General features: G+C 70.0%; 18 protein-coding genes. 8 read left to right on the top strand and 10 right to left on the bottom strand.

Going from position 1 to position 22,440, the window contains the following annotated elements; all coding sequences use genetic code 11:
• Nucleotides 1-13: 13 nt before the first annotated feature.
• Complete coding sequence (locus V5F63_RS20435; RefSeq protein WP_394102717.1) at nt 14-5,155, bottom strand: trifunctional serine/threonine-protein kinase/ATP-binding protein/sensor histidine kinase; 5,142 nt, start codon at nt 5,153-5,155, stop codon at nt 14-16.
• Between the two features lie 241 nt (nt 5,156-5,396).
• Here V5F63_RS20435 and V5F63_RS20430 point away from each other — a divergent pair, with 241 nt between their 5' ends.
• Nucleotides 5,397-6,293 (top strand): helix-turn-helix domain-containing protein, encoded by an 897-nt coding sequence (locus tag V5F63_RS20430; protein ID WP_394027711.1) that lies wholly within the window; start codon nt 5,397-5,399, stop codon nt 6,291-6,293.
• A gap of 9 nt (nt 6,294-6,302) precedes the next feature.
• On the opposite strand, the gene crcB is transcribed toward V5F63_RS20430, so the two are convergent.
• From crcB to V5F63_RS20410, 4 genes are all read right to left on the bottom strand, one after another.
• Entirely contained in the window at nt 6,303-6,707 is a 405-nt protein-coding gene (gene crcB / locus V5F63_RS20425; protein WP_209485154.1) for a fluoride efflux transporter CrcB, read from the bottom strand.
• 128 nt (nt 6,708-6,835) lie between these two features.
• Nucleotides 6,836-9,979: an efflux RND transporter permease subunit gene (locus V5F63_RS20420; RefSeq protein WP_394102718.1), complete on the bottom strand. Its 3,144-nt coding sequence runs from the start codon at nt 9,977-9,979 to the stop codon at nt 6,836-6,838.
• Nucleotides 9,980-9,984: 5 nt separating this feature from the next.
• The gene (locus V5F63_RS20415) at nt 9,985-11,118 is read right to left on the bottom strand and encodes an efflux RND transporter periplasmic adaptor subunit (RefSeq protein ID WP_394102719.1); all 1,134 of its coding nucleotides are present in this window, start codon (nt 11,116-11,118) and stop codon (nt 9,985-9,987) included.
• Nucleotides 11,119-11,472: 354 nt separating this feature from the next.
• A complete protein-coding gene (locus V5F63_RS20410) occupies nt 11,473-11,832 on the bottom strand; it encodes a hypothetical protein (RefSeq protein ID WP_209485148.1) in 360 nt (119 codons plus the stop codon).
• A gap of 280 nt (nt 11,833-12,112) precedes the next feature.
• On the opposite strand from V5F63_RS20410, the gene V5F63_RS20405 reads away from it, so the two are divergent.
• The 3 genes from V5F63_RS20405 to V5F63_RS20395 all read left to right on the top strand — a co-directional run bounded on the left by V5F63_RS20405 (nt 12,113) and on the right by V5F63_RS20395 (nt 14,955).
• On the top strand, nt 12,113-12,862 hold the full coding sequence (locus tag V5F63_RS20405; protein ID WP_394027719.1) for a transaldolase family protein: 750 nt from the start codon (nt 12,113-12,115) through the stop codon (nt 12,860-12,862).
• Between the two features lie 147 nt (nt 12,863-13,009).
• The gene (locus V5F63_RS20400) at nt 13,010-14,230 is read left to right on the top strand and encodes a Ppx/GppA phosphatase family protein (protein ID WP_394102720.1); all 1,221 of its coding nucleotides are present in this window, start codon (nt 13,010-13,012) and stop codon (nt 14,228-14,230) included.
• A complete protein-coding gene (locus tag V5F63_RS20395; RefSeq protein ID WP_209485144.1) occupies nt 14,227-14,955 on the top strand; it encodes an RlmE family RNA methyltransferase in 729 nt (242 codons plus the stop codon). The genes V5F63_RS20400 and V5F63_RS20395 overlap by 4 nt, the downstream gene beginning before the upstream one ends.
• On the opposite strand, the gene V5F63_RS20390 is transcribed toward V5F63_RS20395, so the two are convergent.
• Entirely contained in the window at nt 14,952-16,391 is a 1,440-nt protein-coding gene (locus V5F63_RS20390; protein WP_394102721.1) for an MFS transporter, read from the bottom strand. The two genes, V5F63_RS20395 and V5F63_RS20390, sit on opposite strands and share 4 nt — an antisense overlap.
• Before the next feature lie 173 nt (nt 16,392-16,564).
• Between V5F63_RS20390 and V5F63_RS20385 the strand changes: the two genes are divergently transcribed.
• Nucleotides 16,565-16,819 carry a hypothetical protein gene (locus V5F63_RS20385; protein WP_394102722.1) on the top strand — a complete coding sequence of 85 codons (255 nt, stop codon included), beginning with the start codon at nt 16,565-16,567 and terminating at the stop codon, nt 16,817-16,819.
• 36 nt (nt 16,820-16,855) lie between these two features.
• On the opposite strand, the gene V5F63_RS20380 is transcribed toward V5F63_RS20385, so the two are convergent.
• Nucleotides 16,856-17,866 (bottom strand): NAD(P)H-quinone oxidoreductase, encoded by a 1,011-nt coding sequence (locus V5F63_RS20380; protein ID WP_209485138.1) that lies wholly within the window; start codon nt 17,864-17,866, stop codon nt 16,856-16,858.
• A gap of 140 nt (nt 17,867-18,006) precedes the next feature.
• On the opposite strand from V5F63_RS20380, the gene V5F63_RS20375 reads away from it, so the two are divergent.
• Entirely contained in the window at nt 18,007-18,189 is a 183-nt protein-coding gene (locus V5F63_RS20375; protein ID WP_209485136.1) for a DUF1192 domain-containing protein, read from the top strand.
• A 270-nt stretch (nt 18,190-18,459) separates the two neighbouring features.
• The gene (locus tag V5F63_RS20370; protein WP_209485135.1) at nt 18,460-18,864 is read left to right on the top strand and encodes a hypothetical protein; all 405 of its coding nucleotides are present in this window, start codon (nt 18,460-18,462) and stop codon (nt 18,862-18,864) included.
• A 103-nt stretch (nt 18,865-18,967) separates the two neighbouring features.
• On the opposite strand, the gene rpmE is transcribed toward V5F63_RS20370, so the two are convergent.
• Nucleotides 18,968-19,192 carry a 50S ribosomal protein L31 gene (gene rpmE, locus V5F63_RS20365; RefSeq protein ID WP_024277552.1) on the bottom strand — a complete coding sequence of 75 codons (225 nt, stop codon included), beginning with the start codon at nt 19,190-19,192 and terminating at the stop codon, nt 18,968-18,970.
• 88 nt (nt 19,193-19,280) lie between these two features.
• Here rpmE and V5F63_RS20360 point away from each other — a divergent pair, with 88 nt between their 5' ends.
• Nucleotides 19,281-21,104 carry an ABC transporter transmembrane domain-containing protein gene (locus V5F63_RS20360; protein WP_209485132.1) on the top strand — a complete coding sequence of 608 codons (1,824 nt, stop codon included), beginning with the start codon at nt 19,281-19,283 and terminating at the stop codon, nt 21,102-21,104.
• 3 nt (nt 21,105-21,107) lie between these two features.
• Here the strand turns inward: V5F63_RS20360 and V5F63_RS20355 are convergent, their stop codons facing one another.
• Together V5F63_RS20355 and V5F63_RS20350 are read right to left on the bottom strand one after the other, a co-directional pair.
• Nucleotides 21,108-21,596 carry a GNAT family N-acetyltransferase gene (locus tag V5F63_RS20355; RefSeq protein WP_209485131.1) on the bottom strand — a complete coding sequence of 163 codons (489 nt, stop codon included), beginning with the start codon at nt 21,594-21,596 and terminating at the stop codon, nt 21,108-21,110.
• A gap of 59 nt (nt 21,597-21,655) precedes the next feature.
• On the bottom strand, nt 21,656-22,237 hold the full coding sequence (locus V5F63_RS20350) for a DUF2239 family protein (protein WP_209489940.1): 582 nt from the start codon (nt 22,235-22,237) through the stop codon (nt 21,656-21,658).
• Nucleotides 22,238-22,440 lie beyond the last annotated feature (203 nt).

Genomic DNA, 22,440 nt, shown 5'->3' with positions numbered 1-22,440 from the left:
TGACGCCCGCGCGTCAGGTCACCGCAAAGGGCATGCGGATGGAGAAGGTGCTGCCCGCGCCGGCCTCGGACGTGGCCTCCAGCGCGCCGCCATGCCGCTCGACGATGGATTTGCAGATGGCGAGCCCGACGCCCATCCCGGCGGCCTTGGTGGTGAAGAAGGGCTGGAAGATGCGGGCGAGCACCTCCGGCGCCATGCCGCAGCCGGTGTCCGTGATGGTCACCTCCAAATGGCCCTCCCGCGCGGAGGTCGCGACGCGCAGGCGGCGGGCCTCGGGCGGGGTGGTTTCCATGGCGTGGATGGCGTTGGTGACGAGGTTGAAGACCACCTGCTGGATCTGGACGGCATCCGCCATCACCGCGCGCGGCGCGGCGGCGAGGGCGAGGTCGAGCTCCACCTGGTGCGCGCGCATGTCAGGCCCCACCAGCCGCAGCACCTCTTCCACCACGCGCTCGATGAGGAGCGGGGAAAGCTCCGACGCGCCCGGCTTCACCAGCGCGCGCAGGGCCTTGACGATGTCCGCCGCGCGCCGGCCGGCGTCGCGGATGCCCTTGAGGCTGCGCGTGGCCTCGCCAAGGTCCGGCTCCGGCCGGTCGAGCCAGCGCAGCGCCGCGTCCGAATGGGCGACGATGGTGCCGAGCGGCTGGTTGACCTCGTGGGCGATGGAGGTGGCGAAGCTGCCCATGGCGGTCATCTGCGCCGCCTGCGCCAGCTCGCTGCGGGCCTCGCGCAGGTCGAACTCGGCCCGCGCGCGGCGCAGATTCTCCTCCATGAGGTCGCCATAGAGGCGCGCGGCGTCGAGGGAGATGGCGGCCTGCGGCGCGAGGATGTCCAGCATCGCCATCCGCCGCGGCGTGAAGACGTCGGCGGCCAGCGCGTTTTCCAGATAAAGGATGCCGATCAGCTCGCCGCGCTTGAGGAGCGGGATGCAGGCGAGCGAGCGCACCGGGCGCTCCCCCATGGCGAGGCCCCGGTCGGCCGCCTCGCGCGCGGCATCGCCGAGGATGATCGGCCTTGCGGTCCGCAGCACCGTGTTGAGCACGGAGGGCGGCACGCGGGCCTCCGGCGCGCCGCCGGGCTTGAGGACGATCTCCAGCTCCTGGCTCTGCACCTGCGCCGCCGCCTCGGCCACCAGCGTCCCCTCGCGCAGCAGCAGCAGGAGGCCGAACTGGGCGCCGGCATGGACGATCATGCTCTTCATCAGCGTGCGCACCACCTGTTCGAGGCCGATCTCCTCGGCCAGCGTCTGGGAGGTGGCGGACATCACGGCGAGGTCGAGCGCGTCCTGGATCTGGCCCGGCGCGGCGGTCGGGTGCGGGTCGTGCGCGGTGGGGAGCCGGGCGCCGATTTCGTCCGCCTTGCGGTGCGCGCCCCATTGGCGATAGCAGCGGGCGGCGGCCTGAAGGCAGCCCTGGGCGGGCGCGGTCAGGCCGGCATCGAGATAGCACTGGCCCGCCAGCTCGTGGGCGAGGGCCTGATCGTGGATGAAGCCCGCCGCGCTGGCGGCGTTCGCGGACTGCTCGTAGAGCAGGAGAGCGGGGCCGAGCTGGCCCGAGAGGCGCGCGGCCTCGGCCTCCAGCAGCAGGTGCTTGCAGGAGAAGGTCTCGGGATTGAGCGCGGCCCAGGCGGTGAAGCGCGCGCGGGCGTCCGCCATGCCGGCGATCCGCCCGGGCAGCGGCCCTGCACCGGCCGCGCGCACGCGGGCGAGGGCGAGGAAGAAGCAGCAGCTGGCCGTGTCGATATGCGCCGGCGCGGCCCAGGCCAGCGCGTCGGCGGCTTCGAGCCGGTCCAGCGCTGTCTCCATCTCGCCCCGGAAGAAGGCTTGCAGGCCGGCGTAATGGAGAACCCAGAACTGGGTGGCGACGGAGGACGCCGAAAGATGCGGATCGAGCGGCGCGGGCGGTTCGTCGGTCGCCACGCTGTCCACGAAGCCGAGCTGCGCGGTGAGGATGGCGAGGATGTCGGTGTAGCCGATCTCCGCCACCTTGGAGAGGCTCTCCGCCAGCTCCGGCCGCAGCCGGTCCAGCCGCTCGCCGATGATGATGAGGTCCGAGCCGATGTGGTTGAGGGCATAGCAGGTCATGCCGAGATCGCCGGCGGCCTGCCCCACGCGCGCGCCCTCGCGGGCATGGTCCAGCGCGGTGCGCATGGGCTTCGTCCAGACGCTCACCTGATCGAGGGCGAGCAGGGCGGCGGTCCGCTGCGCCTCGTAGCCGTCGCGGGCGGCGAGGGTGCAGGCGGCCGTGGCATAGGCGGTGCCGGTCTCGTAGGCGTCGTGATGGTGGGCGCCGTAATGGTGGGCGCTGAGCACGCCGAACCAGGCGAGCCCATAGGCCGTCTCCGGCGCCAGCCCGTGTTCCAGCGTCAGCTCGATGATGCGGATGGCGTGGAGGAAGCGCAGCTCGCCCTTCACGAAGAAGGACGAGATGAGGGTGGAGAGCAGCGCCAGCGCGGATCGGGCGCGGCGGTCGGTCATGTCGTCGAGGGCGAGCAACTCGTCCATGCTGACGCTGGCGAGCTTTTCGAGGCAGCGCCGGTAGCTCTCCTCCAGCATCTGCGGCGCGGGCGCGGGATCGAGTGCGATGTCGAGCACACGCAAGCCCTGAAGCGCGGCGTCGATGGCCGGCCCGTAGGCCCCCTTCACCGTCTGGGCGATGGCCCTGAGGCGGTAGACGTCGGCCATGTCGATGGGGTCGCGGGCCTGCCGCGCCAGCCCGTCGAGGCCGGACAGCGCCTCCTCCACGCGGGCGAGGGCGAGCAGGCAGTCGCAGCGCAGCCATTCCGTTTCGAAAGCGAGGGCGGGCAGGGCGCCCGGCGGATCGTCGGCGCCCGAGTCGGGCCGCATGCGTCCGATCAGCTCGGCGAACTGGAGGGCGCGTTCGGCATCGCCGGCGGAACGGGCGGTGCGCGCGGCCAGAAGCACGATGCCCGCGAACCGGCGGCGGTCGTCCTCTCCCAGCCGCGCGAGATCGCAGCGCTCCACCTGCGCGGCAATGTCGAAGGCGACGGCACGGTCCGGCACGCCGGCACCGGCGGCAAGGCAGCGGGCGTTGCCGAGGTGCATGTCGGCCCGCTGGTCGGGCGCCATGTCCGCATAGGCCGCTTCCAGCACCCGGTCGTGGACGATGGCGAACTCGGCTCCCGCGCGGCGCAAAAGGCCGCCGGCCACGAGCGCACCGGCCGCCCGCGCCGCCTCCTCCGGGCTGATGCCGCAGAGCTGGGCCGCGAGGCCCGTCGTCAGGCGCCCGCCGAGGCTCGCGCAGCGCCGCAGCACCTCCCGCTGGAGCGGCGGGAGGACGCCGATGCGCTCCTGCATCAGCTCCAGAACCTCATTCTGCCGGCCGAGGTGGGGCGGGTCGAAGTGCGGCGGGTCGAAGTGCCAGGCCTGCGCATCGGCATCGAAGCGCAGGGCCCTGTCCTCGCGCATGCGCTGGAGTAGCTGGCCGATGTGGAACGGGTTGCCGCCGGCTTCACGATGAAAGAAGGCGGCCATCGCGCGCACGTCGTCGGGCGCGCTGTTCAGCGTGAGGGCGATGAGGTCCGCCGTCTGCGGGAGGTCCAGCGGCGCGAGGCGCACTTCCCGAAGGTCCGTACCGGCGCCGCGCGCCACCTCCAGAAATGCCTTCAACGCGCCCCGGCCTTCGGCATCCTGCCGATAGCTGCAGATGAGCAGCACATGCGGGGGCGGCGCGGCGCACAGGTGGCGCACCACGTTGAGGCTGGCCTGATCGAACCATTGCAGGTCGTCGAGGAACAGCACCAGCGGCGCCTCGGGGGAGGCGAGGGCGGCGAAGGTCTCGGCGACGATGCGGGTGGCGCGGGCCTGCGCGAGATGGGCGGGCACATCCGCCAGCGCGTGGGTCTCGGGCGGCAGCAGCGTCGCCTCGGGCGCCAGCTCCGCCAGCATGCGGCTGCTGCCCACGATGGTGCCGAGGCGCGCGCGCACGCCCTCCAGCAGGGCCGCATCGGCGCCCATCACCGCGGCGATGGCGCTGCGCAAAGCCTGCCCGGCGGGGGCGAACGGCGTGCCCTGGCGCAGCTGCACGCCCTTGCCCGTGGTGCAGAGCGCACCGGTGTCGCGCAGCGTGTCGAGCACCCCGTCCACCAGCGCGGACTTGCCGGCACCGGCCTCGCCGGTGACGAGCACGATCTGCCCGCGCGACGATCGCCGGGCGGCGGCATGGGCCTCGAGCAGCGTCGCGCGGTCCCGGTCGCGCCCGACCAGATGGGCCGAGGCGCGCGTCGGCTCGGCGAACTCGCCGCGTGCGAGCACGAAGTCTCCGGCCTTGCCGGTAGCGGCGATGGTGCGCGCCACCCGCCGCAGATCGGCATGGAGCGCCTCGACGGTCTGGTAGCGCTGGCGGGGCTCCTTGCTGATGAGCTTCAGCAGGATGCGGTCGATGATGGCGGGCACCTCCGGCCGGGCCAGCCGGACGGAGGGGGCGTCCATCGCCACGTGCGCATGGAGCCAGTCGGCGAGGCTGGCCGCCGTCAGCGGCAGCCGCCCGGCCAGCAGTTCATAGAGCATCACACCGAGGGCGTAGAGATCCACGCGGGCATCAACCGCCGCCGGCTCGGTGCGCAGCAGCTCGGGGGCGGCATAGGCGAAGTCGTGTTCCGCGACGGATCGGTCGCCGAGAACCGCGAAATCGGCGAAGCGCACCCGGCCGTCGGGCTCGATGAGCACGCGCCCGGGCGTCAGCGCCCCGTGGATGATGCCCGCCGCATGCACCTGCGCCAGCGCCGCCGTCGCCGCCAGCGCCAGGTCGAGGAAGGGGGCGACCTTGATCCCGCGCGGCGCCTCCGCCAGCGTCTGGCCGCTGCGGGCGGGATAAACCAGCGCCGGGCGCTCGGTGCCGCCCATGAAGAGCGGAACCTCCGCCAGCGCCGCGCCCAGCCGCAGGGCCACGGCCGCCTCGGTCTCAAGCCGGCTCGCGGCGGGGGCGCTCCACCGGGCCAGACGGATGCGCCAGCGCGCGCCATCCGCATCCGTGGCGGACCAGCATTCGATGCCCTGCTCGGAGGTGCGGGCGGTCACCGCAAGGCCCGCCCACCATGCCCGGTCCTTCGTGCCGAGACGGCTGGCGAGATCGTTGCCGAGGAGATACCAGTCGTCGGGCGCGGCCGTCACGTAGCGGTGAGACAGGTTCGGCATCTGCCTCCTCGGGTTCATGGCGGGCTCCCGGCGGGTTGCTGTTCGGCCCCGGCCGCGCAGGTGGCGCTGCCGGAGCGAGCCTGACGCTACCGATCCGGCCGGGCGGCGTCTTTGCCGGAAGCGTCATTTTCATTGGCCAAAATTGACGTTCTTGATCGTTCCGGCCAGGAGCTTCACTATAGGGCGCTTGGGGAAGCATAGGGTGCTTGGGGAAGCCGGGCCTTCCGCATCGGAGCTTGAAATGGTTGGGCTGAATGATTTCGGCCGCATGAAATTCCCCCGCGCCGATCTCGTCGCGAGCTCCGGCGCGCGCAGGTGGAAGGGCTTGTGCGCCGAAATCCGCAACCATCCCGCCGGGGAGATTCCCCCGCCGGTGCCGCAGCAGCTGGAAATGACGCTGGCCCTGTCCGATGCGGGCGGCGCGCGCGTGGAGCGCCGCGCGAACGGCCAGCTTCAGGACACGCCGGTGCAGGCCGGCACCCTCTGGCTCTGCCCGACCGGCGTGTTCGAGGACTCCATCCGGATCGGGGCCGACCTGACCAACGTGATGCATGTGTTCGTCGGCAGCGACATCTTCCGTGACATTTCCGACCTGCTCTCGCGCCCGGTCTCGTCCGGCGACATCCAGTACATCGCCGGGATCGACGACGATTTCCTGCGGGGGGTGGGATACCGCATCTCCGAGGAACTGGGGCAGGAGACGGCGTGCGGCGCCATGCTGGTGGAGGGGCTGGCGCGGGCCATGGCCGCCCACCTCGTGTCGCGCTATTCGGGCGCCGGCCTCATCGATGCCTCGGCGGCCGCCGTCACCATCGAGGACCGGCGGCTGCGGCGCGTCATCGGCTTCATCAACGAGAACATCGAGACGGACATCTCCCTGTCCACGCTGGCGGACCTGGCGTGCCTGAGCCGCCACCATTTCGCCCGCGCCTTCCGCACGGCGACGGGGGTGCCGCCGCACCGCTTCATCAGCGCCCTGCGCTTCAAGCGCGCGCAGGAGCTTCTGGCCCACAGCGAGGCCAGCCTCGCCGACGTGGCCCTCTCCTGCGGCTTCTCCTCGCAATCGACCTTCACGCGGGCGTTCCGGCGGCAGCTCGGCGTGTCGCCCGGCGAATTCCGGCGCAGCGCCCGGATCTGAGCGGGCGGCTCACGCGCCGACGCTCCGCGACACCGTGGCGAGCGCGCCGGGCGCGAGGAAGCCGAGCGTCACGGCGGTGAGGCCCAGCGCCACCGACAGGCCCACATTGAGCGCCGCGCGTCCCGGCTCGCCGGCCTGGATGAGGTCGAGCGTCTGGAGGCTGAAGGAGGAGAAGGTGGTGAAGCCGCCGCACAGCCCCGCCAGCAGGAACTGGCGGACCTCGTTCGGCGCGCCCGACCCCGCCCCCTGGAAGAGCCCCGCCAGCGCGCCGATGACGAACGAGCCGGCGATGTTGATGAGGATGGTCCCCCACGGCAGCGCGCCGCCGACGAGGAGGGTGAGCCAGCGGTTCATCCCGTAGCGCAGAATGGAACCGAGGGCGCCGCCAAGTGCGACATAAGTATAAACGAGCATGATCCCCTCGCCGGACAGAAGAAGCGCGCCGCAGCGCCGCGATGACTGGGAGAAGCATTCCACGCGGTGGCGGAGGCGGACATTCTCCATCCATGTCCCCCGCCTGAACCATCGGCTGATGCGCCGACCTATGGGTATGTACCTCCGGCCGGCCGGCGCGCCCGTCCCGCCCGCAGGCGGTCGAGGACGAGGTAGATGACGGGCGTCGTGTAGAGCGTCAGCACCTGGCTGACGAGGAGCCCGCCGACGATGGCGTAGCCCAGCGGCTGGCGCAGCTCGGAGCCGGTGCCGTGGCCGAGCATCAGCGGCACGCCGGCGAGCAGCGCGGCGCAGGTGGTCATCAGGATCGGCCGGAACCGCAGCAGGCAGGCCTCGCGGATGGCTTCGCGCGGCGACAGGCCGGCCCCGCGCTCGCGGGCGATGGCGAAGTCCACGATCATGATGCCGTTCTTCTTCACGATGCCGATCAGCAGGATCACGCCGACGAGGGCGATGATGGAGAAGTCGAAGCCGCACGCCCAGAGCATGACGAGCGCCCCGAGCCCCGCTGAAGGCAGCGTCGAGAGGATGGTGAGGGGATGGACGTAGCTCTCATAGAGCACGCCGAGGATGATGTAGATCACCACCAGCGCGGCCGCGACGAGATAGGGCTCGCGCGCCAGCGACTGCTGGAAGGCCTGCGCGTTGCCCTGGAAGGTGCCGGCCAGCGTCGGCGGGGTTCCGAGCCCCTGCTCCGCGCGGTGGATGGCCGCCACCGCATCCCCCAGCGCCACGCCGGGCGCGAGGTTGAAGGAGAGCGTCACCGAGGGGAATTGGGACTGGTGGTTGATGGAGAGGAAGCTCGTCGGCAGCGAGGTCCACCTGGCGAGCACGGAGAGGGGGACCTGCTCGCCCGTTCGCGGCGATTTCACATAAAGCGCGTCGAGGGCATGGGGCGAGGCCTGCATGGCCGGCAGCAGCTCAAGGATGACGTGGTAGCTGTTGAGCTGGGTGAAATACTGCGTCACCTGCCGCTGACCGAAGGCGTCGTAGAGCGTGGCGTCGATGTCGGCGGGGCTGATGCCGAGCCGCTCGGCCTGCTCCCGGTCGATGGTGAGGGTGAGGGTGGCGCCCCCGGTCTGCTGGTCCGAGGCGACGCCGGTGAGCTGCGGCAGGCCCTTCATCGCCGCGAGCAGCCGCGGCGCCCAGGTGTTCAGCTCGCCGATGTCGCCATCCTGAAGGGTGTACTGGAACTGCGTGCGCGACAGCCGCCCGCCCACGTTGAGATCCTGCGCCGCCTGGAGAAACAGCGCCGCGCCCTCGACACCGGCGAGCTTCGCCTGCAGCCGGTCGACGATCTGGAAGGCGGAGGCGGTGCGCTCGGCGCGTGGCTTCAGGGTGATGAACATGCGCCCGTTGTTCACCGACTGTCCGGCACCCGCGCCCACCCCCATGCCCACCGAGGCGACATCCGGATCGGCCGAGACGATCTGCGCGAGGGCGAGCTGGCGCCGCGCCATCTCGGCGAACGACACGTCCTGCGCGGCCTCGGAAATGCCGATGATGAGGCCGGTGTCCTGCTGCGGGAAGAAGCCCTTCGGAATGGCGTAGAACAGCACGCCGGTGGCCACGACCGCCGCCAGAAAGATGCAGAGCGTCACGCGGGCATGGTCGAGCGCGAGGTCCAGCGTGCGGCGATAGCCGGCAAGCAGGGCGTCAAAGGCCCGCTCGGACACGAGATAGAGCCGCCCGTGGGTCTGTGGCGCGCCCTTGGGGCGCAGGAAAAGGGCGCACATCATGGGGGTCAGCGTCAGCGAGACGAGGGCCGAGACGGCGATTGTGATGGTCACCGTCACCGCGAACTCGCGGAACAGCCCGCCGACGATGCCGCCCATCAGCAGCAGCGGGATGAACACCGCCACCAGCGACAGGCTGATGGAGAGGATGGTGAAGCCGATCTCCGCCGAGCCGTCGAGGGCCGCCTGAACGGGCGATTTGCCCATGTCCACATGCCGCTCGATGTTCTCCAGCATGACGATGGCATCGTCCACCACGAAGCCGACCGCGATGGAGAGCCCCATGAGCGAGAGGTTGTCGAGGCTGTAGCCGAGCGCGTACATCGCCGCGAAGGTGCCGACGATGGCGAGCGGCACGGCGACGGCGGGGATGATGGTCGCCCACATGGTCCGCAGGAAGACGAAGATCACCGCCACCACCAGCACGATGGTGATGACCAGCGTCTTCTCCACATCGTCCACCGAGGCGCGGATGGTGACCGTCCGGTCGGAGAGAATCTCCAGATGGATGCCGGCGGGGGCGGTGGCCATCAGCGCCGGGAGACTGGCCTTGATCGCGTCGGCCGTGGAGATGACGTTGGCGCCCGGCAGCTTGTAGACGGGCAGGAGAATGGCGCGCCTGCCGTTGGCCCAGGCCGCGAGCTGCGTGTTCTCGGCGGCGTCCACCGCCGTGCCGATGTCGCGCACCCGCACCGGCGCGCCGTCGCGCCAGGCGAGGATGGCATCCAGCCACGGGCCGGCGGCGGTGAGCTGGTCGTTGTCATAGAGGGTGAAGGTGCGCGCCTTGCCCTGCACCGTGCCCTTGGGGCCGTTGAGCGTGGTGGCGACGATGGCCTGCCGGATGTCCTCCAGCGAGAGGCCGAGGTTGGCGACCTTTGCCGGGTCCACCTGAATGCGCACGGAGGGCTTCTGCTGGCCCACCACGTTCACCTGCCCCACGCCGTTGATCTGGCTCAGGTGCTGCTCCAGCACGGTCTCGGCGAAATCATCCACCTGAATGATGGGCAGCGTGTCCGATGAGAGCGCGAGGACGATGATGGGCGGATCGGCCGGGTTCACCTTCCTGTAGGTGGGCGGGGCCGGCAGGTCGGCCGGCAATTGCCCGCCGGCGGCGTTGATGGCGGTCTGCACGTCCAGCGCGGCGCCGTTGATGTCCACGCCCAGATTGAACTGGAGCGTGATGGCGGAATTCCCCAGCGTCGAGATGGAGGTCATCTGCGCGAGGCCGGGAATCTCCCCGAACTGGCGCTCCAGCGGCTGCGTGACCGACGAGGCGATGATCTCGGGGCTGGCGCCGGGCAACGCGGTGGAGACCTGAAGGGTGGGAAAATCCACATCCGGCAGGGGCGCCACCGGCAGCAGCGGAAAGCAGATCGCGCCGAGCGCCACCAACCCCGCCATCAGCAGTGATGTGCCGATGGGATTGCGGATGAACCAGGCGGAGAGGGAGGTCGTCGCGGCGGACGGGGAGGCGGCACGGGGCTCGGCGTTGGCCATGGCGCTCAGCCCCCCTGCGCCCGGCCGCGCACCGTCACGCCGGGAGCCAGGCGATACTGGCCCTGTACCACCACCTCCTGCCCTTCGGCGATGCCCGCCTTGATGACGGCGATGCCCTCCGCGATCTGGCCAGGCGTGACGGGAGTGGCCGCGACCCGTCCGTCCGCGCCCACCGTGTAGACGAAGGGGCCGTCCGGCCCACGCTGCACGGCGTCGGCGGGGACCGTGACGACGCCCGTGAGCGTGGTGACGCGCAGCCGCACATCGACGAACTGCCCCGGCCAGAGCCGGTCCTCCCGATTGGCGAAGGTGGATTTGACCCGCAGCGTCCCGCTCTTCGGATCGATCTCGTTGTCGATGATCTCCACCGAGCCGGTGTCGAGCACCGTCCCGTCCTCGCGCGAGACCGCCCGCGCCGCCACGGGGCCGGCGGCAAGGGCCGCCCGGATGGTCGCGACATCCGACTGGGGCAGGGTGGAGATGACCGCGATGGGATGGATCTGGTTCAGCACGACCAGGCCGGTCGGGTCCGCCGCATGGACGATGTTGCCCTCATCCACCAGCCGGAGCCCGGCGCGCCCGTCGATGGGGGCGGTGATCTGCGTGTAGGAAAGCTCCGTGCGGGCGGTGTCGATGGCCGCCCTGTCCTGGGCGACCTGCGCCTCAAGCTGCGCCACGGCGCTGTGCTCGTTGTCCACCGTCTGCTGGCTGACGAAGGCATCGCGGCCGAGCTTGGCGTCGCGCTGGAAGATCAGCTGGGTGTTGGCGAGCGCCGCCTGATCCTGCTGGAGGCGCGCCTCGGCCTGTTCCAGCGCCGCCTCATAGGTGCGCGGGTCGATCACCGCGATGGGCGCGCCCTTCGCGATGTCCTGCCCTTCGTGGAACAGCACCTGCTGCAACGCCCCGTCCACCCGCGAGCGGATGGTCACGGTGTTGAACGGCGTGACCGTGCCGATGCCGGTGAGGTCCACCGGCACGTCCCCCCGCTCGGCCGCAGCCGTCACCACCGGCACGGGCGCGGAGGCGGACGGGGGCGCCGGCTGGCCCTCATGCCGGGTGACGGCGTAGGCGCCGCCGACGAGCGCTGCCGCGAGGCCGCAGGCGAGGGCGAGGCGGAGGGGGCGGGAGCGGGTGCTCATGGCAGGCGCTCCCGATCCCGGTCGGACGCGGGGTCAGGAGGATCAACAGGATTGGTCCGGGCCATGCCCATCGCGCGCTCCGACAGCCGCTGGGCGCGGAAGGTCGCGCCTGTGCCGTCGCCCTTCCCGCGAGAGAGGTGCGAGGGCGACGGATGCAGCATGGCTGCGGGGTCGCCGGCCCTCCATTCTACGAGGGGGTGGCGGGCTAGGCTGAGGGTTTGGCGGGCTCGTACGAGGGTATGCCCCGTGCGGGAGAGGGCATGGCCGCGGCGCTGCGCGGCCGCCTCTCACGCGTCATCTCCCGCTTCGCACGGACGATGAGGGGACAGGGGAAGGGGGAGCCGGGTGGCGGCCTCAGACAGCGCCTTCGGCATGGCGGGTGGCCAGCGGCAGGGAGGCGGTCGCGAGGAAGGAGCGGTAGCGCCGCCGGGCGTCCATGGCGGTGCCGTTGTCGGAGATGGCGGCTTCCTGCAGCTCCGCCAGCGCCCAGGGCGCCGGCTCCAGCGGCACGGCCACGATGGCCGGCGCGGCGCGGGAGGTGATCTCGATCACGTCGTGGGGGGTGAGGGCCTGGAGGGCATGGGCGGCGAGCTGGCGCTGGTAGGCCCGCCGCTCGGGGGAGAGCTCGTCCCACGGCTCCAGCAGGGGGTAGCGCTGCTGCGAATAGGCGTGCATCGCCTGCGCCATCCGCTCCACCATGTCCGTCGAGACCATGCCCGTCCCTCGATGCCCTGACCTTCGGAGTGTGGAGGTATTGCAGTGCGCAGGCCGTGCGCTTTTGCCCCTGCCTCCGGACGAAGGATGCCGCGGCGGTTCTTTCCCGGAAGTTGCCGGCCCCGGCTCTGTTCGACACATGGTGAACAGGCTCTTAACGCCATCGATATCCCACCCGGAAACCTCGGCTGACACCCGGTTCGAATTCTCGATTCGGGCTGTGTCCAATTCGCCGCAAACGGCCTATAGGATGGCCGAAATCGTCAAGGGAGCCGAAGAGATGTCCGTGAAGCTGAGCGACCTGAAGGTGAAGCTGTTCACCGACGGCGCCGACAAGGCGCAGATCGTGGAAATGGCGAAGCAGCCCCACATCGCCGGCTTCACCACCAACCCCTCTTTGCTCCGCAAGGCCGGCGTAACCGATTATGAATCCTACGCAAAGGATCTCGTGGCGGCGGTGCCCGACCGGCATATCTCGTTCGAGGTCTTCTCCGACGACATCCCCGAAATCCGCGCCCAGGCCCGCGTCATCGCCACCTGGGGCGAGCATGTCCATGTGAAGCTCCCGGTCTCCACCACCCGTGGCGAACCCTTGTACGATCTGGTGCGCGACCTCGTGCAGGACGGCGTGAAGGTGAACCTCACCGCCATCTTCGACGTCCCCCAGGTGGACGAGGGCGTGAAGGCCCTGGCCGGCGGAGCGCCTTCAATTATCTCGGTTTTCGCCGGTCGGCTGGCCGATCTGGGCATCGATTACAAGCCCGCCATTTCCCGCGCGGTCGAGCTCTCCCGCGCAACCCCGAACGTCGAGGTCATCTGGGCCTCCACCCGCGAGGTGTGGAACGTGATCGAGGCGGATGAGATGGGCTGCCACATCATCACCGCCCCCGCCGATGTGCTGAAGAAGCTCCCGGCCCTTGGCTCGCGCACCGCCGCCGAACTGTCCCTGGATGCGGTGAAGGCTTTCCGCACTGATGCCCTCGCCGCCGGCCTGACCCTCGACCTCAAGGGCCGCGCCGCCGCCGAGTAACCCTTATCTCAGCCTGATTACGAACAGGGCACGCCGCGGCATTGCGCAGCGGCGGCACGCTGTTACACTGGCCGCAAGGCGCAGCCGGCCGCGGACCTTTGCGGCTGGCCTGAGCGCACGGGACCGCCTTGCGGCGAGGGACAGGACATGAGGGACGAGACGCACGGGCCCGCCGGGGGTCCGGAGCAGTCTTCCCGCAGCGGAAACCTTGCCGAGGCAACGGTTTCTCCCCTGCGTGCGGGAACGGGTGATGGTCCAAAGGACCAGCCTACTGCCGTCCGCCCCTGCGCCACTCCCGCCCCGTCCCACGATCGCCCGACAGAATCGCGGGTGCCGAGCCCGCAGGGCATCTATGCCGCCATTGACCTCGGCACCAACAATTGCCGCCTTCTGGTCGCCCGGCCGACCGCCCGCAGCTTCCGCGTGGTGGACGCCTTCTCGCGCATCGTCCGCCTCGGCGAAGGGCTCGGCGCGACCGGCCGTCTGTGCGACGGCGCCATGGAGCGGGCCCTCGGGGCGCTTGAAATCTGCGCCGCCAAGATGGACCTGCGCGGCGTCACCCGTGCCCGCATGGTGGCCACCGAAGCCTGCCGCTCCGCCGTCAACGGCGAGGATTTCTGCGCCCAGGTGGAAGCCCGGACCGGGCTGACGCTGGAGGTGGTGGACCGCCGCACCGAGGCGGGGCTTGCCGCCACAGGCTGCGCGCCGCTGGTGGATCCCTCCTGCGAGGGCGCTGTGCTGTTCGACATCGGCGGCGGTTCCACCGAAGTGGTCTGGCTCGGCCGCCGTTCGGCGGGCGACGACGGCCCGCCGCGCGCCCGCATCCGCTCCTGGGTTTCGCTGCCCGTCGGCGTCGTTTCCCTCTCGGAGCGCCACGGCGGCGTGAAGGTGTCGCCGGACGTGTTCCACACCATGGTCGACGAAGTTTGCGCCATGCTCGACGGCGTGCGCCAGAGCTGGGGTGTGCGCGCCCCCGCCCGGCTGCATCTCCTGGGCACGTCGGGTACGGTGACGACCGTGGCCGGCATCCATCTCGGGCTCGATCGCTATGATCGGGCGCGTGTGGACGGGGCTTGGCTGGGCGCCAGCCACATCGAGCAGGTGGTGGACCGGCTGATGACCATGAGCTTCGAGGAGCGTGTCGCCAATCCCTGCATCGGCGCCCAGCGGGCCGATCTCGTGCTCGCCGGCTGCGCCATCATGGAAGCGGTGCGCCGCGTGTTTCCCGCCGACCGGCTTAGGGTGGCCGATCGCGGGCTGAGAGAGGGGATGCTGGTGCAGATGATGCGGGCGGACGGCGTGTGGCGGAACGGCCGCTCGGCCGACGGCTTCCAAGCGAACCCGCCGAACGGAAGCCGCCCAGCGTGACCACACCCCCCCGCGGGCCGGACGGCCGGCCCTTGAAAGTGCGCGTGAAGACCTCGCGCGGCCGCACCACCTCGCAGCAGAAATGGCTTCAGCGTCAGCTGAACGATCCCTATGTGGCGCGCGCCAAGCGCGAGGGCTGGCGCTCGCGCGCCGCGTTCAAGCTCATCGAGATCGACGAGAAGGCGAAGCTTCTGAAGCGCGGCATGCGCATCGTCGATCTCGGCGCGGCGCCGGGCGGCTGGAGCCAGGTGGCGGCGCAGAAGATCGGCCTAGAGCAGGGGCAGGGCAAGATCGTCGCGATCGACCTCCTTGAGATGGACCCTATTCCCGGCGTCGCCTTCGCCCAGATGGACTTCCTCGCCCCCGATGCACCCGCGCGGCTGATGGAGATGCTGGGCGGGCAGGCGGACTTCGTGATGTCCGACATGGCGGCCAACGCCACCGGCCACAAGAAGACCGACCATTTGCGCATCGTCGGCCTGGTGGAACTGGCGGCGGACTTCGCTCGCCAGGTGCTCGCGCCCGGCGGCGGCTTCCTCGCCAAGGTGATCCAGGGCGGAACGGAGGGCACGCTGCTCGCCAACCTCAAGCGGGATTTCGCACTGGTGCGCCACCTCAAGCCGGCTGCCAGCCGCGCTGATTCGGCCGAGCTTTATGTGCTCGCCACCGGCTTCCGCGGCAAAGCCGAGGATGGGGCGCAAGAGCCGGACGAGGCGGAAGCCTAGTCCGGAGGCACTTCGCTGCGTGGGTCGTCCAGATCCGGCTTGCGGGCCGTGAGCGAGGCGCCGGCATCCTTCGGCAGGGGGATGAAGAAGAAGACGCTGAGCGCGCTCACCGCCGCCACCACGAGGAAGGCGGCAGAGAAGTCGCCCTGCGTCACCGTCACCTCGCCGCGCGAGGCGCGCATGGTTTCCAGCACCAGGCCCGCCACGGCGACGCCGAAGGACAGTGACACCTGCTGCGCTACGCTGGCGAACGAGGTTGCGCGGCTCATTTCGGCCGGTTCCACGTCGGCATAGCTAAGCGCGTTGAGGGCCGTGAACTGCAGCGAGCGCAGGAACCCGCCCACCAGAAGCAGTGACGCGATGAGCCAGTGCGGCGTCAGTGGTGTGAAAGCGGCATTGATCGCGATGAAGCCGCTGCACAGGAACACGTTGGCGAGGAGAACCCGCTTGTAGCCGATGCGCCGCAACAGCCGGGCGGCGGTGAACTTCATGGCCATCGCCCCGGCAGAGGCGGTGAAAGTCAGGAGGCCGGAGGCGAAGGGCGAGAGGCCGAAGGAGAGCTGCAGCATCAGGGGCAGCAGGAAGGGCATGGCGCCGATGCCGACCCGGAACAGGGAGCCACCCACCACGCCGGCGCGGAACGTGCCATGGTGCAGCAGCCTGAGATCCAGTACCGCGTGGGGTGTGACCCGCGCGTGGCGCACGTAGAGGAACAGGAAGAACGCCCCCGTCGCGCCAATCGTGATTGCCGCCCATTGCGGCACCAGCACCTCCTGCCCGAGCACGGCGAAGCCGAAGACGAGGCCGGCCAGCCCGACACCCGACAGGATCAGGCCCTTGAGGTCGAGGGGCGGCACATCCTCTTCGCGCACGTTCTCGATGAAGCGCGTGGCGAGGAACACGCCCAGCACGCCGATCGGCACATTGATGAAGAAGATGAGGCGCCAGTCGAAATAGGTGGTGATGAATCCGCCCAGCGGCGGCCCGAACACCGGCCCGAGCAGCGCGGGAATGGTGAGCCAGGCCAGCGAGGAGACCAGCTCGGATTTCGGCACCGAGCGCAGAATGACGAGGCGCCCCACCGGCACCATCATGGCCCCGCCCATGCCCTGGACGATGCGGTAGAGCACGAAGTCCGCCAGCGAGGAGGACAGGCCGCACAGGATCGAGCCGATGGTGAAAATGACGATGGCCGAGCGGAAGACCGTGCGCGCGCCGTAGCGGTCCGCGGCCCAGCCGCTCGCGGGAATGAAAACGGCCAGCGAGAGGAGGTAGGAGGTCAGCGCCAGCTTCAGCGATACCGGGTCCTCGCCGAGGTCGGCGGCGATGGCGGGTAGCGAGGTAGCGATGACCGTCGAGTCCACCTGCTCCATGAAGAGCGCGCAGGCGACGATGAGCGGGATAAGGACCTGAGGCGGAAGCGCCTTGAGCTGCATGAGCTAACCTTTGGGCCGGCCCATTCGGGCCTCGCCGTTCCCCCTTCTTCGCAATAGGCGGAGGCGGCGTACCGATCAACCGGCGTTCGGCGCATGGTCCGGCCCCGATCCTTGCAGCACGGGCAGGGCACACCATATGGACGATGGGCCTCAAAGGAGGGCCCGGGAAGACCATGATCTACATTCTCGCCGCTCTGCTGCCGCCCGTCGGCCTGCTGGTGAACGGGCAGCCCGTCTCGGTCATCATCAATCTGGTGATGATCGTGCCCTGCATCCTGCTCGGCCTGATCTTCCCGTTGATGTTCCTGGTGCCCTCCGCCCATGCGGTGATCGCGGTGCACATGAAGCGCACCGATCGCCGCCAGCGCGAGGTCATCGAGGCTATCCAGCGCTCGGGCGGCGTGCCGCCGCGCGACTGGCGCTCCTGAAATCGGAGGCGGGGCAATCCCCCGCCTTGTCCGAAACTAGCCCACCACCAGCACGATCTTGCCCACGTGCGCGCTCGCGTCCATGCGGGCGTGCGCGCCGGCAGCGTCCGCCAGCGGGAAGGTCTCGTCCATCACCGGACGGTACTTTCCGGCGGCGATCAGCGGCAGCACATGCGCGACGATAGCTGCCGCGATGGCCGCCTTCTCTGCCACCGGGCGCGATCGCAGGGTTGAGCCGGTATGGGTGAGGCGCTTCAGCATCAGGCGCATGAAGTCGACCTCGGCCTTGGCACCCTGCTGGAAGGCAATCTGAACGATCCGGCCATCCTGCGCGGCCGCTTCGTAATTCTTCTGGATATAAGGTCCGCCGATCATGTCGAGGATGACATTGGCGCCCTTGCCGGCGGTGAAGCTCTTCACCTCGGTGACGAAATCCTGCGTCTTGTAGTTCACCGCGAGGTCCGCGCCGAGATTGACGCAGGCGGCGCACTTCTCGTCCGAGCCGGCGGTGACCACGACGCGGGCGCCGAACGCCTTGGCCAGCTGTATCGCCGTCGTGCCGATGCCGCTCGCTCCCCCATGCACCAGCAGCGTCTCTCCCGGTTTCAGGCCGCCGCGGTCGAACACGTTGCTCCACACGGTGAAGACGGTCTCGGGCATGGCCGCGGCCTCGGCCATGGAGAGACCGTCGGGCACGGGCAGGGTAGTGGCCTCATTGGCCGGGCAATATTCCGCGTACCCGCCGCCGGTGACGAGGGCGCACACCTTGTCGCCGATCTTGTAGGTGGTGGCGCCTTCACCCAGCGCCACGACGGTGCCGGCGATCTCCAGCCCCGGGATGTCGGAGGCGCCGGGCGGGGGCGGATAGAGACCCTTGCGCTGCATGACGTCCGGCCGGTTGATACCGGCGGCCTCGACCTTCACCAGCACCTCGCCCGGCGCCGGCTTGGGCACGGGACGGGGGCCGGGCACCAGCACCTCGGGGCCGCCGGGCGTGCTGACGGTGATGGCGGTCATGGTTTCGGGCAAAGCGGCGGCGCTGGACATGGAACGCTCCGGGAGGAGGGGCGGCGGCGCGAGCCTCTTCCCAGCCCGGCCGCGGCGCGCAAAATAGGATCGGACAGGAAACGAGCCGCGCCTGAGGCGGCGGTCGATCCGGAGAATAGGGAAGGGGAGGAGCAAAGCCAATGGACGAGGAGATCAGGCCGAAGCCCATCGATCCCCTGACCGGCGCGGACATATCCCGCCTGTCGGTGGACGAGATCGAGGCGCGCATCGCCGCGCTGAAGACGGAGATCGCGCGGTTGGAATCGGCGCTGCAGGCCAAGCGCGCGTCCCGTGCGGCGGCGGATGCAGCGTTCAAGTTGTAGCGCGGCGCTTGCGCCCGGGCCCGTTCGTGGGCGGACGGGCGGCTAGCGGCCTCGCGTTAAGGCGACCTTAATAAGCGGCGCGCATTGTCATGTTGTCCGCTGGAAATGATCCTCCCCGGACTTCTGGCAACTCTCCCTGTCGGACTTCGAGCCGCCGCAAGGCGGCTCTTCTTTGGCCAGCCCCCGATATCCCCAGTTTCTGCGGCGTTGTTCCTCTTTACGGGGACGCCGGCTCTGCGCTTCATGCCGGTCCCTTCAAAGGAGCGAGCGGTGGATCAGGCGCGGGACAAGGGGGACGAGATCGGGCGCGACTTCGCGCGGCTTGCCGCCGCGCAAGAGCGGCTGAACGCTTGCCCGCTTTCCGTCGGCGACCGCGAAACCCTCTCGCGCCTCAATGCGGACATCGCGTCCGGCTTGGTGCTGCTGCTGAGCATGGACGATGGCTGCATCGCCCGGGCGGAGCTGGCCGCTGCCGCCGCGCCGCTGGAGCTGGCTCTTCCCGCAAATGTGATGACCCGCCTGACGGCCGTGGCTCGCCTCGCGGCCCTCGATCTTGCCGCATTGGCCGAGGGCGTCGCAGCCCGCCTTGCTGCGGCGCAGGCGGCCGAGACCCGCAAAAACGAAAAGCCGCGACGGCGGCAGGTCCGCCCGCGGCTTGAACTCGTCAGTCCCTGAACGGTCGCCGGCCCTCATCTGAGCGCCGGTTGTGCGCTTGCGTCGCTGCGGCGGAGGCGCGCAGCCTCGCAGGGGAAGCGGGGGCCGGAAGGCCCCGCCGGCATCAGCCCTTGAGCAGCGCGCCGAACTTGTTCTTGAAGCGGGACACGCGGCCGCCGCGGTCCATCAGCTGCTGGCTGCCGCCGGTCCACGCCGGATGGGTGCGCGGATCGATATCGAGCTGGAGGGTGTCACCCTCCTTGCCGTAGGTCGACCGGGTCGTGTACTCGGAACCGTCCGTCATCACCACCTTGATGAAGTGGTAATCGGGATGGATGTCGCTCTTCATTGGTTCAATCCTTTATCGCCACGCCCGCCCCGCCAGGGAGGGCAGCGTCAATTTCGGTTCCTGACGGAAGTGGCGGGTCTATAGCTGAGTGGATGCCTTGACACAAGCCGACACCTCATCTGCCCCTGTCGACAGCCCCGAAACCCGCGCCGAGGCTGAGAAGCGCAGGCGCGATCTGAAGCCGCTGGCGAGCCTTGCGCCCTACCTGATGCGGTATCGCGGTCGGGTGACCGCTGCGGTCTGCGCTCTGCTCGCCGCCGCGCTGGCCACGCTGGCGCTGCCTGTCGCGGTGCGGCGGATGATCGATTTCGGATTTGCCGAAGACCATGCCGGCCTCGTGGACCAGTATTTCGGGGTGCTGGTGGCGGTGGCCGCCGTCCTCGCCCTCGCCTCGGCCTGCCGCTACTACCTGGTCACCACCCTTGGCGAGCGGGTCGTGTCGGATCTGCGCACGGCGGTATTCGCCCGCCTGGTCACGCTCGATGGCGCCTTCTACGATTCGGCCCGTTCGGGCGAACTCACCTCCCGCCTCACCGCCGACACCACGCAGCTCAAGTCCGCGGTCGGCGCTTCCGCCTCGACGGCGCTGCGCAATCTCATGATGTGCATCGGCTCCGTGGCGATGATGGTGGTGACCAGCCCGCGCCTCTCTGGCCTCGTGCTGGTGGCGATCCCGATCATCGTGCTGCCGCTCATGGCCTCGGGGCGCAAGGTGCGCCGGCTGACCCGACAGGCGCAGGATACGCTCGCCGATGCCTCCGCCTATGCCGCAGAGGCGCTGAACAGCATGCGCGCGCTGCAGGCGGCGAGCGCCGAGGGCGCGGCGCGGCAGCGGTTCGACGGCGCCGTTGACCATGCCTTCGATGCCGCCCGGCAAGCGACGCAGGCCCGCGGCTGGCTGACCGGCATCGCCATCTTCCTCGTGTTCGGATCAGTCGTGGCGGTGCTGTGGGCCGGTGCGCAGTCCGTGCTGGCCGGGACCATGACGTCCGGCGCGCTGAGCCAGTTCGTGCTTTACGCGGTGCTGGCCGCCGCCTCCCTCGGCAACCTGTCCGAGACATGGGGCGAGATGTCGGCCGCCGCCGGCGCCGCCGAGCGTATCGGCGAACTGCTCAAGGTGGAGCCGCAGGTGCGCGCCCCTGCGAACCCGGTGACGCTGCCGGCGCGGGTCAGCGGCGCCATTGCCTTCGACGAGGTGTCCTTCTCCTATCCGACGCGGCGGGACCATGCGGCGCTGGCCGCGGTCTCGTTCACCATCAGGCCCGGCGAGCGGGTGGCTCTGGTCGGCCCGTCCGGGGCCGGCAAGAGCACGGTGTTCCAGCTGCTGGAGCGGTTCTATGATCCGCAGGCCGGCCGCATCCTCCTCGACGGCATCGATATCCGTGATGCAGATCCCGTCGCTGTGCGGCGGCAGATGGCGCTGGTGCCGCAGGAGGTGGCGATCTTTGCCGACAGCGTGCGCGCCAACATCCGCCTGGGACGGCCAGACGCCACCGATGCCGAGGTCGAAGCGGCCGGCCGCGCGGCGCTGGTGGACGAATTTGTCGCCGGCATGCCGCACGGGTGGGACACCATGGTGGGCGAACGCGGCGTCACGCTGTCCGGCGGCCAGCGACAGCGCATCGTCATCGCCCGCGCCATCCTGCGCGGTGCGCCCATCCTCCTGCTCGACGAAGCCACGAGCGCGCTCGATGCGGAGAGTGAAACGCTGGTGCAGACGGCGCTCGAACGGTCCATGGAAGGGCGGACCACCCTGGTCATCGCCCATCGCCTCGCAACGGTGCTGTCGGCGGACCGCATTCTGGTGATGGAAGCCGGGCGGATCGTGGACGAGGGCACCCATGCCGAACTGGTCGCGAAGGGCGGTCTGTACGCCCGCCTGGCCCAGCTCCAGTTCCATGCGGCGGCCTAGCTTTCAGGCGCCGCGCCACTCCATCCGGTAGGTCAGCCGGCCGGACATGGGATTGGCGCCCTCCGAGACGATGGCGAGCCCCATTTTCTCGTAGAAGCGGACCGCGCGTGGATTGTCCTGATTCACGTCGAGGGCGACGAGGGTTGGGGAGATCCGTCGCGCCTCCGCCATCAGCGCCTCGGCCGCGCCCTTGCCCCACACCCGCGGCGCCACGGCCAGCTGATCGAGATAGCCGGTGCCGGGATGGATGACGACAAATCCGGCGACCTGCCCGTCTTCGCCGCCTTCCCGTGCCACGCGGATCAGCGCGCCGCCGGCTGAAAGGCCATCCAGATGGCTTTCCAGCCAGGGCAGGCGGGCGACGAAGTCGATATCGGGCATGGTCTTCGCCCAGGTCTCCACCCACAGCTGCGCCATCGCCGGACGATCCCTGGGTGTGGCGCCGGAGAGGGCATAGGCGGGGAATGGGGGCGGCGCGGTCTGGTCGGACATGGTGGCTCCGGCGGTTGTCCCACACTGCGCCCCTCCGGTTGCCGCGGCTTTAATGCCGCTCAGGCGTCGAAGGCGAGGCGCAGGACATGAGCGCGTACGTCCGCGGGCCAGCCTGCGGTCGTCCGCACCAGCCCGTCCCGGTCGTCTGCGAACAGGGCGCGGGTGGCTTCCTCATAGCCCGCGAAGTCGCCGGCCAGCGCCTGCATGAAATGATAGGCGGCGGACTGCGCGGTGCGGCGCTGCTGCTGTGGGGCTTCCCGACGTCGGGCCTCGTCCACGAGCCGGCGCAAGGTGGCGGAAGCACCGCTCGGCTGGGCTGCGAGCCAGTCCCAGTGCCGGGGCAGAAGGGTCACCTCGCGGGCGACGACGCCAAGCTTGGGGCGACCACGGCCTTTGGCCGGAGGGCTTGGTTCGGCCATGGCCGGTGTCTTCGGCATATCCAGGCGGGCGATGACTTCGGCGTCGCTGCCACGCAGGTCGAGATCGATCACGCGGCCGGTCGTATCGTCGAAGACGAGAAGCGGGGCGCTGTCCTCTGCCATCGCCGCCTTCACCGCCATCGCCACCTCGACGAGAGGGCCGCTGCGGAGAAGGCGTGTTCCGGCGAAGGCGGTGCAAGGTCTGGCGGGGAAAAAGGACATGGGGCGATTCCTGCAATGTTCATAAAAATACCCGGATAAAATTAAATGTCCAGCCCCGTCGGACGCGCGTCGTGGCCTCCCGCCATCATCCCCGGTGCGGAAGAGGGCCGGGTTGCGAGAGAAATTGCGCCGGCAGGTGGCCTCGTCCGCCGTGGGCACCTTCACCTCCTGCTCGAGCAAGGCGCGGATCACCGCCTCCTCTT

This window comes from Xanthobacter wiegelii, assembly GCF_043193855.2.
Taxonomy (GTDB): Bacteria; Pseudomonadota; Alphaproteobacteria; order Rhizobiales; family Xanthobacteraceae; genus Xanthobacter; species Xanthobacter flavus_A.
This window is presented reverse-complemented; position numbering and strand designations above follow the sequence as displayed.